This is a genomic window from Microvirga sp. P4_A5 (assembly GCF_056402495.1).
Map to the genome: position 1 here is coordinate 66,395 of NZ_JBFUHH010000002.1, position 12,732 is coordinate 79,126.

The 12,732-nt window shown below is 64.8% G+C and carries 11 protein-coding genes; 2 read left to right on the forward strand and 9 right to left on the reverse strand.

Annotated elements, in window-relative coordinates; all coding sequences use genetic code 11:
* Positions 1–16 precede the first annotated feature (16 nt).
* The 9 genes from dnaN to AC1DVM_RS01710 form a co-directional block, all read right to left on the reverse strand.
* A complete protein-coding gene (gene dnaN / locus AC1DVM_RS01670) occupies positions 17–1,135 on the reverse strand; it encodes a DNA polymerase III subunit beta (protein WP_477251467.1) in 1,119 nt (372 codons plus the stop codon).
* A 168-nt stretch (positions 1,136–1,303) separates the two neighbouring features.
* Positions 1,304–2,806, reverse strand: a complete 1,503-nt coding sequence (dnaA, locus tag AC1DVM_RS01675; protein ID WP_477251469.1) for a chromosomal replication initiator protein DnaA — start codon at positions 2,804–2,806, stop codon at positions 1,304–1,306.
* A gap of 779 nt (positions 2,807–3,585) precedes the next feature.
* Positions 3,586–3,852 (reverse strand): 30S ribosomal protein S20, encoded by a 267-nt coding sequence (rpsT, locus tag AC1DVM_RS01680; RefSeq protein WP_477251471.1) that lies wholly within the window; start codon positions 3,850–3,852, stop codon positions 3,586–3,588.
* A gap of 171 nt (positions 3,853–4,023) precedes the next feature.
* Entirely contained in the window at positions 4,024–4,815 is a 792-nt protein-coding gene (locus AC1DVM_RS01685) for a TSUP family transporter (protein ID WP_477251473.1), read from the reverse strand.
* Between the two features lie 8 nt (positions 4,816–4,823).
* Positions 4,824–5,597, reverse strand: coding sequence for an enoyl-CoA hydratase (locus AC1DVM_RS01690; RefSeq protein ID WP_477251475.1), 774 nt, complete (start codon positions 5,595–5,597; stop codon positions 4,824–4,826).
* Between the two features lie 72 nt (positions 5,598–5,669).
* Complete coding sequence (locus AC1DVM_RS01695; protein ID WP_477251477.1) at positions 5,670–6,461, reverse strand: DUF2189 domain-containing protein; 792 nt, start codon at positions 6,459–6,461, stop codon at positions 5,670–5,672.
* Between the two features lie 140 nt (positions 6,462–6,601).
* Positions 6,602–7,696 carry an NAD(P)/FAD-dependent oxidoreductase gene (locus AC1DVM_RS01700; protein ID WP_477251479.1) on the reverse strand — a complete coding sequence of 365 codons (1,095 nt, stop codon included), beginning with the start codon at positions 7,694–7,696 and terminating at the stop codon, positions 6,602–6,604.
* A complete protein-coding gene (locus AC1DVM_RS01705) occupies positions 7,696–8,112 on the reverse strand; it encodes a hypothetical protein (protein WP_477251481.1) in 417 nt (138 codons plus the stop codon). Before AC1DVM_RS01705 ends, AC1DVM_RS01700 begins: the two co-directional genes overlap by 1 nt.
* Before the next feature lie 45 nt (positions 8,113–8,157).
* Positions 8,158–9,768 carry a phosphoenolpyruvate carboxykinase gene (locus AC1DVM_RS01710; protein WP_477251483.1) on the reverse strand — a complete coding sequence of 537 codons (1,611 nt, stop codon included), beginning with the start codon at positions 9,766–9,768 and terminating at the stop codon, positions 8,158–8,160.
* 346 nt (positions 9,769–10,114) lie between these two features.
* On the opposite strand from AC1DVM_RS01710, the gene AC1DVM_RS01715 reads away from it, so the two are divergent.
* Positions 10,115–10,813 carry a response regulator transcription factor gene (locus tag AC1DVM_RS01715; RefSeq protein ID WP_477251485.1) on the forward strand — a complete coding sequence of 233 codons (699 nt, stop codon included), beginning with the start codon at positions 10,115–10,117 and terminating at the stop codon, positions 10,811–10,813.
* Positions 10,814–10,954: 141 nt separating this feature from the next.
* On the forward strand, positions 10,955–12,730 hold the full coding sequence (locus AC1DVM_RS01720; RefSeq protein WP_477251571.1) for a stimulus-sensing domain-containing protein: 1,776 nt from the start codon (positions 10,955–10,957) through the stop codon (positions 12,728–12,730).
* Positions 12,731–12,732 lie beyond the last annotated feature (2 nt).

Here is a 12,732-nt window from a genome sequence, read left to right on the forward strand (position 1 = left end):
GGCTGGAGGCGTGCGCCTAAACGCGCATCGGCATCAGCACATACAGGGCTGAGGCGCCCTCGCGATCCTGCACGATGGTGGGCGAGCCGGGATCTGCGAGCTTGAACAGGGCCGTGTCGCCGTCGAGCTGGGCCGTGATGTCAAGGAGGTAGCGAGCGTTGAATCCGATGTCGATCGGGGCCGCATCGTAATCGACCTCGATCTCCTCGGTCGCGCTGCCCGAATCCGGATTGGTGACAGTGAGTGTCAGACGCCCGTCCGCCAGCGCCAGCTTCACGGCGCGGCCGCGTTCCGACGAAATCGTCGACACGCGGTCCACTGCCTTGGCAAAGTCGCTTCGCTCCACCGTCAGCATCTTGTCGTTGCCGACCGGAATGACCCGCTGATAATCCGGGAAGGTGCCGTCGATGAGCTTCGAGGTCAGGATGACGCCGTCGAAGGTCAGGCGGACCTTGGCGGACGAGAGCTCGACGATGACGGATTCACTGCCGTCTTCCACCAACTTGACGATTTCCGCCACCGCCTTGCGGGGGATGATGACGCCCGGCATGCCGTCCGAGCCCGTCGGCGCGGGAAGCTCCACACGGGCCAGCCGATGCCCGTCTGTGGCCACCGCGCGCAGCATCGTGGTGCCGGAGACATCGATGGTGTGGAGATAAATGCCGTTGAGGTAGTAGCGCGTCTCCTCGGTGGAGATCGCGAACTGGGTCTTCTCGATCAGGCGCTTCAGGTCGGTCGCCGACAGGGTGAACCGATGGGGAAGATCGCCCGCCGCGAGATCCGGAAAATCGCTTTCGGGCAGGGCCTGCAGCATGAACCGCGAACGGCCCGAGCGGATCTGCATCTGTGCGGAATCGCCGGTCATTTCGAGCGAAACCTGCGCGCCATCCGGCAGTTTCCGCACGATATCGTAGATCATGTAGGCCGGAACGGTGGTCGAACCGGGTTCGCTGATATCGGCTGGAACGGTCTCCGTCACCTCGATATCGAGGTCGGTCGCCTTGAGGCGCAGGGTCCCGTCCTCGCCGCGCAGGAGAACATTCGACAGGATCGGAATGGTATTGCGGCGCTCGACGACGCGGTGCACATGCCCAAGCGCCTTCAACAGAGCGGCTCGCTCAACAGTAACTCTCATAGTCCAACACCCGTTTTCGTTGGAATTCTTGGCTCAGACCGGAAACGTCCGCAGCCCGTGGCGGCCGAAAGGTCAAGCGGGGGGCAAGAGTGGCGAAGGTTGGCCGCAAAAGCAAGGCCATGGGGCCGGATCCTCAACAAGCCATCGAGGGGGCCGGGCGACCCTCCCCTATTCCTGCAGCATGCGCTTGAGCAATTCGACCTCGTCGCTGAGGGTGTTGTCTTCTCCCAGAGCCTTTTCGATCTTGCGCACGGCGTGAAGAACGGTGGTGTGGTCGCGACCGCCGAACCGCCGGCCGATCTCCGGCAGCGACCTAAGGGTAAGGACCTTCGACAGATACATGGCGATCTGCCGGGGCCTCACCACGGCGGCGGTGCGCCGTTCCGACAGGATGTCCGAGCGCGAGACGTTGTAGCGGGAGGCCACCAGTTTCTGGATATCCTCGATCTTGACCCGTTTCGGCTCCCGGTTGCGCACCAGGTCGCGGATGGCGGTCTCGGCGGTCTCGAGGGTGATGGGCGAGCCGGTGAGCGTCGCATGGGCGAGCAGCCGGTTGACCGCACCCTCGAGATCGCGCCCGTTCGCAGTGATGGCGCGGGCGACATAGGCCACTACGCTCGCCCCCACGTCGAAGGTGGGGTGAACGCATTTGAGGGCCTCGATGCGCGTCGTCAGGATGGACGCCCGCAAGGCCTCGTCGAGCCCCCCGACTTCCACCACCAGGCCACCGGCCAGGCGGGATCGGACCCGCTCGTCGAGCGCTTCGAGATCCGCCGGCGGACGGTCCGCCGCCACCACGATCTGGCGGCCCGCATCGATGAGGGCGTTGAGGGTGTGGCCGAACTCCTGCTGGATCTGCTTGCCCTGGATGAACTGGACGTCGTCGAGGATCAGCAAGTCGATGCCGCGCAGCCGCTCCTTGAACGCCAGGGAGGTCTGGGCTTTCAGGGAGGCGACGAACCCGTACATGAACCTGTCCGCCGTCAGGTAGATCACCCGCCGCCCCTGGGCGCGGACCTGGTGACCGATGGCGTGGAGCAGATGGGTCTTGCCGAGGCCGACGCCCGCGTGAAGGAAGAGCGGGTTGTAGATCGCCTGCCCGTTCTGGTGGTGGGCCACCCGGTCGGCGGCCGCATGGGCCAGCGCGTTCGAGCGGCCGACGATGAAGCTGTCGAAGGTGAGGCGGGTATCGAGCGGCGCGCCGCCGAGCTCGTTGCCGTCACTGCGCTCGTCGGGAAGAGCCGCGGACAGGGGCTTGGCTTCGGCCGAAGTCGGCACGCCCGACAGCACCGGGGCGCCGCCGCCGAGGCGGGGAACCTCCGTGGGCCGACGGAGGGCCGACGGGTCGCGGCCGACGCCGCTGCGGACCGCGATGACGACGCGTTCCAGATGGGTCGCCTCGGCGCGATAAAGGGCGAGCACGCGGTCTGTGTAGTGGGACTCGATCCAGCTTTTCAGAAAGCGGGTCGGGACCGTGAGATAGGCGCAGCGATCGACCACCGATTCCAGTTCCAGGCGCCCGAACCAGCTCGAGAAAATATCCTCGCCTAGCTCTGCCCGCAGCCGGCGCTTTACACGCGCCCAGGTCTCCGCTGCGCCCTGGTCTGCCGCACCCGCAACGCCGCTCTCGCTCGCCGCCGCGTAGGCACGGTGATCCTCGCTCCGAAACATCAAAATCCCTCCCCTAAGGGCCATGGCAAAACGCGATGGTCCTTACGCCCCGACTTGTTGTGAACACACAAAAAAGCTGCCCCACGCCAAGCTGTTCAACGCCTGACGAGATAATTCAACCAAAGATTATCGTTTACTATTCTGACCAGATGATCGGATGCGAACGCCCGGCTTACAACCGCTCAAGTGTTATCAAGAGAAGCCGTTACGAGATGCCGGAGCGTTTTCTTGCCTCGTACTCACATGAAACAACGCTCTATCCCCGCAACTGGGCACAATACCCTGACACTTGATTGGATGACTTCGCGGCGGACCGCTGAAGTGAGGTGACCTTACACAGGGGGTCGGGGGGGTGCAACACGCTCCCGCTCGGCTGGCGGCCGGGACGGGCCTCCTCGATGCCCACAGGCCCGTCCACAGGTTTTCCCTCACCCCGATAAAGTCCTGACTTCCCAACTGATTCAGTGTTCGGAGAAGGGGCTGTCGGGAGCCTGCAAAAAAGGTTTTCGGGCAACGTTGAATCAAAGGCGATTCGGGGGCGACGCAGGGGAGATTCGGATGCCTCGCGAACCTTTGCCTGCTAAGCACTTGAATATATTCGCCCTTTCCTGCGCGTTTTGATCTCGGCTTTGCCAAAAAGCACCCCTTGAAGCGACCTCTGAGTCAATGGGCAATGTGGATAAGACGAAAGACACGGAATGGTGCCCCGGCCATGAAAAAACCCGGCTGAAAAGCCGGGTTTGAAGGGTCGTCTCAGGGTCGCCCGGGGGCGATGATGATCAGGCTCCGAGAGCCTTTACGCGGCTCGCCAGGCGCGAGACCTTCCGCGACGCGGTGTTCTTGTGAAGAATGCCCTTCTGGGCCGCGCGCATCATCTCCGGCTCGGCGGCGCGCAGCGCTGCTGCGGCGTCCGTCTTGTTGCCCGAGGCGAGTGCTTCCTCAACCTTGCGGACGAAGGTCCGGACACGGCTGCGGCGCGACTTGTTGAACGCGGTGCGCTTCGCGATCTTGCGGGTCATTTTCTTGGCCGACACGGTGTTGGCCATGGGCCTGTCCTCGTCTTTAAAATCCGATGCGCAAAACCGGGCTCTCTTCAGCCCTGGCAGCGGTCGGGTGATTGCATGGAAACCGTAAAAACCCGCTTCGTGAGCGGGCTCATGTGGAGCGGCTTATAGACAACGGCGCGCCGAACGTCAACGCCGCCGGCTCTCTCGCTTTCAAAAAAGCGCCGCGAGCCCTTGCCGCCACGGATTGGCGGGGTCGAGAAGGAGGCGCAGCGCCATCAGCCCGGAGACGGCCACGAGCAGCGGACGGATGATCCGGACCCCGAAGCGCATGGCGACGCGCGATCCGATCTGCGCCCCGATGAGGGAGGCTCCGGCCATGACGAGCCCCAGAGGCCAGACCACGGCCCCGGTCGCCGAATAGAGCAGCAGGCTGCCGAGATTGCTCGCCAGATTGAGGAGTTTCGTGTGGGCCGTGGCGCGCACCACTCCGTATCCGAGCAGCATGACGAAGGCCAGCATGTAGAAGGAGCCCGCGCCCGGGCCGAAGATGCCATCGTAGAAGCCGATCGCAACCGGCACGGTCAGGCCGAATGTGAGGGAGGTCATGCGGGCGGTCGCATCCGCATCCTGTACCTTGCGGGAGAGCGCGAAATAGACCGCGATCAGGATGAGAAGGATGGGAATCAGCGCCTCGAGCACCGGTCGCGGCAGGAATTGGACGCAGAGCGCGCCGGCGGTGCCGCTCAGGAAGGCCACGAGGGCGAACCGCCAGGCCTCTTTCCACCGGATCAGGCCCTTGTGCCCGAATGTCCAGGTGGCGGAAGCCGCCGCGAAGGAGCCCTGCACCTTGTTGGTGGCAATCGCCTGCGCGGGGTCGAGGCCCGCCAGCATGAGGGCAGGTACCGTCAGGAGTCCGCCGCCGCCCGCGATGGAATCGACGAAGCCCGCCAGCAACGAGATGGCGGCCAGTGCCGCCATCATATCCAGACCGATATCGCCCATCGTGAGGGTCAGGAGTTCTTGAAGACCGGGGCGCGCTTCTCGACGAAAGCCTTCATGCCTTCGCGCTGGTCATGGGTGCCGAACAGGGAATGGAACATCCGGCGCTCGAACCGCACGCCCTCGGCCAGCGAAGTCTCGTCGGCCCGGTGGACGTTTTCCTTCGTCATCATCACGGCGGGCCGCGACATGGACGCGATGGCGTCGGCGGTCTTGACGGCCTCCGCCAGCAGGTCGGAGGCGGGGACCACCCGCGCCACCAGGCCCGAACGCTCAGCCTCCTCGGCCCCCATCATCCGGCCGGTAAGGCACATATCCATCGCCTTGGCGCGGCCGATCAACCGGGTGAGGCGCTGCGTCCCGCCCATGCCCGGCATGACGCCGAGCTTGATTTCGGGCTGGCCGAATTTCGCCGTATCGGCCGCGATGATGAAATCGCACATCATGGCGAATTCGCAGCCGCCCCCGAGCGCGAAGCCCGCGACCGCGGCGATCAGCGGCTTGCGGCGGCTCGCGACCCGGTCCCAGCCGACGAAGAAATCCTCCACATAGGTGTCCGGGTAGGACAGCTCCGACATCTCCTTGATGTCCGCGCCGGCCGCGAAGGCCTTTTCGGAGCCGGTCACCACGATGCAGCCGACATTGCGGTCGGCATCGAAATCGTCGAGCGCCCGATTGACCTCGGTCAGGAGCGTGGAATTGAGGGCGTTCAGGGCCTGCGGCCGGTTCAGGGTGATCAGGCCGACCTTGCCCCGCGTTTCGACGATGATGGTCTCGTAGCTCATGCGATTGCCCTCAACGGATGAGCCTCACCGGTAGGCGAGGCCCAGCATCGCCGCAAGACCAAAATGCGCGCCTCAGGGACCCACGACCCTCCGGTAGAGGTGCCAGGTGGCGTGGCCGAGAATCGGCAGGGTCACCGCAAGCCCGAAGAAGAACGGGATGAAGCCGACGGCGAGGAGTGCCGCGACGATGAACCCCCACGCGATCATCGGGCCCGGGTTGGTGCCCACGGCCCGGATCGAGGTCTGGATGGCCACGGCCGCGCTCACATGGCGATCCACCAGCATGGGGAACGAGAACACGCTGATGGCGAGCACCACGAGACTGAACACGAAGCCGATGGCGTTGCCGATGATGATCAGCGTCCAGCCCTGCGGGGTCGTCAGGACCTCGCGCACGAATCCCCCGAAGGTCGCGGGCATGTAGGAGCCAAAGATCGATTGATAGAGCGCCTGCGCGACCGCCAGCCAGACGAGGAAGATCCCCAGAAGCAGCAGACCCAGCATGATGATGGAGCCGAAGGACGGCGAGCGCATGACCCGCGAGGCCGCGCTCCAGGTGATGTCCTCCCCCTGCTCGCGTCGCCGGCTCATTTCATAAAGGCCCACGGCCGCGACCGGGCCGAGTATCGCAAAACCGGCCGTGATGGGAAACAGAAGCGGCAGAACGTTGTTGCCGAAGACCATGGCGGCCAGCAGCACACCGAGAACCGGATAGATCAGCGCCACGAAGAATGCGTGCGTCGGCATCGCCCTGAAGTCGTCCACCCCTTTGCGAAGGGCGTCGGAGAGATCGGACGTTCGGATGTGCCGGATATGGGGGAGATCCAGATCCATATCCTCGGGCATCGTGGTGAATTTCGCCATGGCAACACCTCCCATGTGCATCATGCGCTTCCGGAGGCGTTTTGACCAGATATCGAGGTCGCCGTCACCGAGTGCGTCCCACCCGTCTTGTCAACGCCCCAGTCTGGCGTTCGATCCCGAGAGCGCACGGTAGAGGTCGCTCACGCGTCGAGGCGAGCGGCCACCTCCAGCGCCAGGGACAGGCAGGAGGTCAGGCCTGGGCTTTCGATTCCGAACATCTGAACGAGGCCCGCCAGCCCGTGCTCGGCAGGCCCCTCGATGAGGAAGTCCGCGGCTTTTTCGCCCGGACCGGTGAGCTTGGGCCGGATGCCGGCGTAGTCGGGAATCAGTGCGCCGTCGGGAAGGCCCGGCCAATAGCGCCGGATGAATGCATAGAAGATGTCGGCCCGCTGAGGATCGACCTCGTAGGTCTCCCGGTCGATCCATTCCACGTCCGGGCCGAAGCGCATGCGGCCCGAGAGATCGAGGGTGACATGGACCCCCAATCCGCCTTCCACTGGCGACGGATAGATCAGCCGCGAGAACGCTTTCCTGCCGCGACAGGAAAAATAATTTCCCTTTGCCAGAACGAGACGCGGCACGCGCTCCGCCGGATAGCTTTCGGTCGCGCGACCCAAAGCCTGCGCGCCGAGGCCCGCCGCGTTGACGACCGCGTCGACCGAAAGCGTCATGGGGTCGAGGCCGCCCACATGGGCCTCCCAGCCCGACGCCTTCGGCGCGAGACGTTCGACGGGTGCGTGAAACGCGATCATGCCGCCGGCCGATTCGAGATCGCCCCGCAGCGCCAGCATCAACGCATGGCTGTCGACGATTCCGGTCTGTTCCGAGAGCACGGCTCCCCCGCAGGCGAGTTGGGGCTCGAGGGCACGCGCCTGCGCGCCGGTGAGAAGGGTCAGTCCCTCGACGCCATTTTCGAGGCCCTGCTCGTAGATGCCTTCGATCTTGGCCTGTTCGAGCGCATCGGTGGCGACGATCAGCTTGCCGCAGCGCCGGTGCGGAACGCCGTGACTGTCGCAGAACGCATAGAGCATCCGCCGTCCGGCGACGCAGTGGCGCGCGCGTAAGGAGCCTGCCGGATAGTACATCCCCGCATGGATGACCTCGCTGTTGCGAGACGACACGCCGTTTCCGATCCCGCCCGTGGATTCGCAGACGACCACCGAATGGCCTCGCAGCGCCAGTTCGCGCGCAGCCGCAAGACCCACGACTCCGGCTCCGATGACGAGAATGTCCATCAGGAATGGCGCGCGCGGTCGGGCGCGACGACGAAGGCCGTCCCGAGCATCAGGGCCAGGGCCGACGACACGATGGCGGTCGCCAGAAAGGAACCGCCGCAGCCCTCGCTTCGCGCGGCGAGCAGGAGGTCGTCGGGGAACACGTTCGCGCCGATGGCGCTCACCGCCTGAATTGCCGTGACGAGCGCGGCGATCAGCGCCATGCCGCGCAATCGCGGCATCCTGGTCGCGGTGAGCAGGGCAAGCGCGACGAGGACGAGGGTGACGGGCGATAGGAACCGGTCACCGACCGCGTACCAGAGCGGCGCATTCATCAACCGGTCGAACCCGGCACCCAAAACCTTGTCGCACACTTCGGCGGCGGCGGGTCGGAGGGCAATGAAAAAGGCGACGCAGAATACGAGAAGGCGGCTCATGGCCGCCTTCTAACCGATGGACGCGAGGAGGGGAAGCGACCGCGATCAGGCCGCGAGCGACGATTGCGGCGCGGCGGCGCGCACATCCGCGTCCACATGGTCCTCGAAGCGCTTGAAGTTCTCGTTGAACATCTCGACCAGCCGCTTGGCCGACCGCGCGAAAGCCGCCTTGTCCTGCCAGGTTTTCACCGGATAGAGGATGTGCGGTTCGACGCCGGGTACCGAAGTCGGCACCGCGAAGCCGAAATACGGATCGCGACGGAAATCCGCGCGCGACAGCGAGCCGTCGAGAGCGGCCGTCAACAGGCGGCGGGTGACCCGGATCGGCATGCGCCGGCCAGTGCCGTATTGGCCACCGGTCCAGCCCGTATTCACCAGCCAGCAATCCACGTGGTGCTTGGCGATGAGGTCGCGCAGAAGGTTGCCGTAGGCGGACGGGTGGCGGGGCATGAAGGGCGCGCCGAAGCAGGTCGAGAACGTCGCCTCGGGATCCTTCACGCCCTTCTCGGTGCCGGCGACCTTCGCGGTGTAGCCGGACAGAAAGTGATACATCGCCTCGGCGGGCGTCAGCTTGGCGATGGGCGGCAGGACGCCGAAGGCATCGCATGTGAGCATGACGATGTTCTTCGGAATTCCCGCGCGTCCGGTGATGCTCGCATTGGGGATGAAATCGAGCGGATAGGCGCAGCGCGTATTCTCGGTCTTGGCCGCGCTGTCGAAATCCGGTTCACGGGTGATCGGGTCGATGGCGACGTTCTCCAGAACCGTGCCGAAACGCTCCGTGGTGGCGAAGATTTCGGGCTCCGCCTCCCGCGACAGGCGGATGGTCTTGGCGTAGCAGCCACCCTCGAAATTGAACACGCCGTAGGGACCCCAGCCGTGCTCGTCGTCGCCGAGGAGAATGCGGTCGGGATCGGCCGACAGGGTCGTCTTGCCGGTCCCCGACAGGCCGAAGAACACCGCCACATCGCCGCCATGGCCCACATTGGCCGAGCAATGCATCGGCATGACATTCTGCGGAGGCAGCGCGAAATTGAGATAGGTGAAGACCGATTTCTTCATCTCGCCCGCATAGGACGTTCCGCCGATCAGCACGATCTTGCGGGTGAAATCGCAGGCGATCACGGTCTCGGAGCGGCAGCCGTGACGGGCCGGATCGGCCCTGAAGGACGGCAGGTCGATGATGGTGAGTTCAGGCGCGAAGTTCTTGAGTTCGCCGCGCTCGGGACGGATCAGGAGGTTGCGGATGAACAGGGAGTGCCAGGCATATTCGGTGAAGACCCGGGTGCGGACCCGATAGGACGGGTCGGCACCGCCCTGAAGATCCTGGGCGAACAATTCCCTGCCCTCGGCATGCTTCAGAAAATCCTCCAGCAGGGTGTCGAACTGCGCCGGCGTGATGGAGCCGTTATTCTCCCACCAGACCGCATTCTCGGTGGTCTCGTCCCGCACGACGAACTTGTCTTTCGGCGAGCGCCCGGTATGCACGCCGGTCTCCGCCAGCAGCGCGCCTCCCTTCACCAACTGGGTTTCGCCACGCTGGAGAGATTGCTCGTAGAGGGCCGGCGCCTCCAGGTTCCAATAGACTTTCTTGAGGTTACGAAGGCCGATGACCTCAGCGCCCTGCGCGCTGTTGAAGACGCCGATAGTGTCCACTGGGACTTCTCCTGATCGCCAGGCGCTGGGCGGCCCGGGCATTGCCAGATAGGCTCGATATGGTCTTCCGGACGAGGCACTCGTCCAGCGCGCGCTTTTCTTTCAGAGATGGGGCTCGCTCGTCAACCGGCCATTCCATTTCGTTCTATTCTCACAATTGCCTCCGATCCGTTCGTTCATCTCCCGTTGCGAAGGGGTTCCTATGATGTCGGCCACTGGCAGACAGGCAAGGGGAACCTTACTTATGCCATGAGAAAGGCGCAGTTCGGCACGTTTTGGGGCTTTCTGCGTTACAGGAGCCACGGGTTTCGAGTGGCCATCCGCGTTCAGCAGCAAGGAAGTGCTCATGCCAACGATCGCTCTCGTCGACGACGATCGCAACATCCTGACGTCGGTTTCCATCGCGCTCGAAGCCGAGGGCTACCGGATCCAGACCTACACGGACGGGGCCTCGGCCCTGGACGGGCTCAAGCATGCCCCGCCGGATCTCGCCATCTTCGACATCAAGATGCCGCGCATGGACGGCATGGAATTGCTGCGCCGCCTGCGACAGAAATCCGATCTGCCGGTGATCTTCCTGACCTCGAAGGACGAGGAGATCGACGAATTGTTCGGCCTCAAGATGGGTGCCGACGATTTCATCCGGAAGCCGTTTTCGCAGCGCCTCCTCGTCGAGCGCGTGAAGGCGGTCCTGCGTCGGTTCGCGCCGCGCGACCAGATCCAGACCCGGGAAGCCGACGCCAAGGCGCTGGAGCGCGGGCAGTTGAAGATGGACCCGGAGCGCCATGCCTGCACGTGGAAGGGCGAGCCGGTCACCCTCACCGTGACCGAATTCCTGATCCTGCAGGCCCTGGCGACGCGGCCCGGCGTGGTCAAGAGCCGCAACGCCCTCATGGACGCGGCCTATGACGATCAGGTCTACGTGGACGACCGTACCATCGACAGCCACATCAAGCGGCTGCGCAAGAAGTTCAAATCCGTTGACGACAGTTTCGAAATGATCGAGACCCTCTACGGCGTCGGCTATCGCTTCCGGGAAGGGTGAGGCCCCATCCCCCGGCGGGTTTGACCGAAAGGGCCTGATCCCGGAAAATGTCATCGATCTCAATCGCCTGGAGCATGGTGCCGTCCGACAAGTTCTGAACGCTTTCCGGCATTTAGTTCTGGAAACATCCCTGTGAGTGGCATGAAGGTTGACCTCAATCTCGACGAGGCCGCGGCAGACGATCCGCCCGCCCCGCGGGGTGCGATGGCGCGGCTCAAGGCGCTCGGCCACTGGCTTTCCCAGAGGGCTTCGTCCAGCCTGACGCGCCGTATCCTGGTTCTCAACCTCGCCGGCCTGGTGGCGCTGCTGGTCGGCTTTCTTTACCTCAACCAGTTCCGGCAGGGGCTGATCGAGGCCCGCGTGCTGTCGCTCGTCACTCAGGGCGAGATCATCGCCGGCGCCATCGCGAGTTCGGCGACCGTCGAGACCGACGCCATTACCATCGATCCGGACCAGCTCCTCCAGATGCAGGCGGGAGACACCGCCCGGTTCAGCGAGGACATTCCCTCGCTGGAATTCTCCATCAATCCCGAGCGGGTCGCGCCTCTCCTCCGGCGGCTGGTGACGCCGACCCAGACCCGGGCCCGGATCTACGATCGGGAAGGCGCCCTGCTGCTCGATTCCCGGACCTTCTACTCGCGCGGCGACATCCTGCGCATGGACCTGCCGCCGATGGCGGACGAACAGCTGACCTTCATCGAGCGGTCCTGGCACAACCTGCGCACCCTGTTCCGGACCAAGAAACGCCTCGTCCTCGAGGATGTGGGGCCGGCGAACGGCAAGTCCCTGCCCGAGGTCACCCGCGCCTTCGCGGGCGAACGCGCCAGCGAGGTGCGCACCAATGCGCGGGGCGAGACCATCGTGTCGGTAGCGGTGCCGATCCAGCGCCTGCGCTCGGTCCAGGGCGTGCTGCTGCTCTCCACCCAAGGCGGCGATATCGACACCATCATAGCGTCCGAGCGGTTTGCCCTCCTGCAGGTGTTTCTCGTCGCCGCCATCGTGATGATCGTGCTGTCGCTGTTCCTGGCCGGCGCCATCGTGGGGCCCGTGCGTCGGCTCGCGGACGCGGCAGAGCGGGTCCGCCGCGGCACCCGCTCGCGGCAGGAGATTCCGGATTTCACCGGCCGTTCGGACGAGATCGGCCATCTGTCGGGGGCCCTGCGGGACATGACGCGGGCGCTCTACAACCGCATCGACGCCATCGAGAGCTTCGCGGCCGACGTGGCGCATGAATTGAAGAACCCGCTGACCTCCTTGAGAAGCGCCGTCGAGACCCTGCCGCTGGCCCGCAACGACGAGTCGCGCGGCCGCCTGATGTCGATCATCCAGCACGACGTTCGTCGCCTCGACCGCCTCATCAGCGATATTTCGGATGCCTCCCGGCTCGATGCGGAGCTTGCCCGCGCCGATGCGGAGCCCGTCGACATGCCCCGGTTGCTTCACGCGGTCGTCTCCGTCGCCAACGAGCGGCGCCACGAGACCGATCCGGTGATCACGCTCACCATCGATGCGGCGCCGCGCGATGCCTATCTGGCGCTGGGCCATGACAGCCGCCTCGGCCAGGTCTTCAACAACCTCATCGACAATGCGCGCTCGTTCTCGCCCCCGGACCAGCCCGTGCGCATCCATATGCGCCGGCGCAAGAACGAGATCGAAATCGTGGTGGAGGATTCCGGACCGGGGATCGAACCGGAGGCGCTCGACCGCATTTTCGAGCGTTTCTACACGGATCGTCCCGAACAGGGCTTCGGCCAGAATTCCGGCCTCGGCCTTTCCATTTCGCGGCAGATCATCGAGGCCCATCGCGGCACGATCCGGGCCGAAAACCGCCCCGGTCCGCTCGACGAGGAGGGTCGGCCCACATCGCTCGGGGCACGCTTCGTCATCCGCCTGCCCTCCGTGGGCAAGAAGGCGTGACC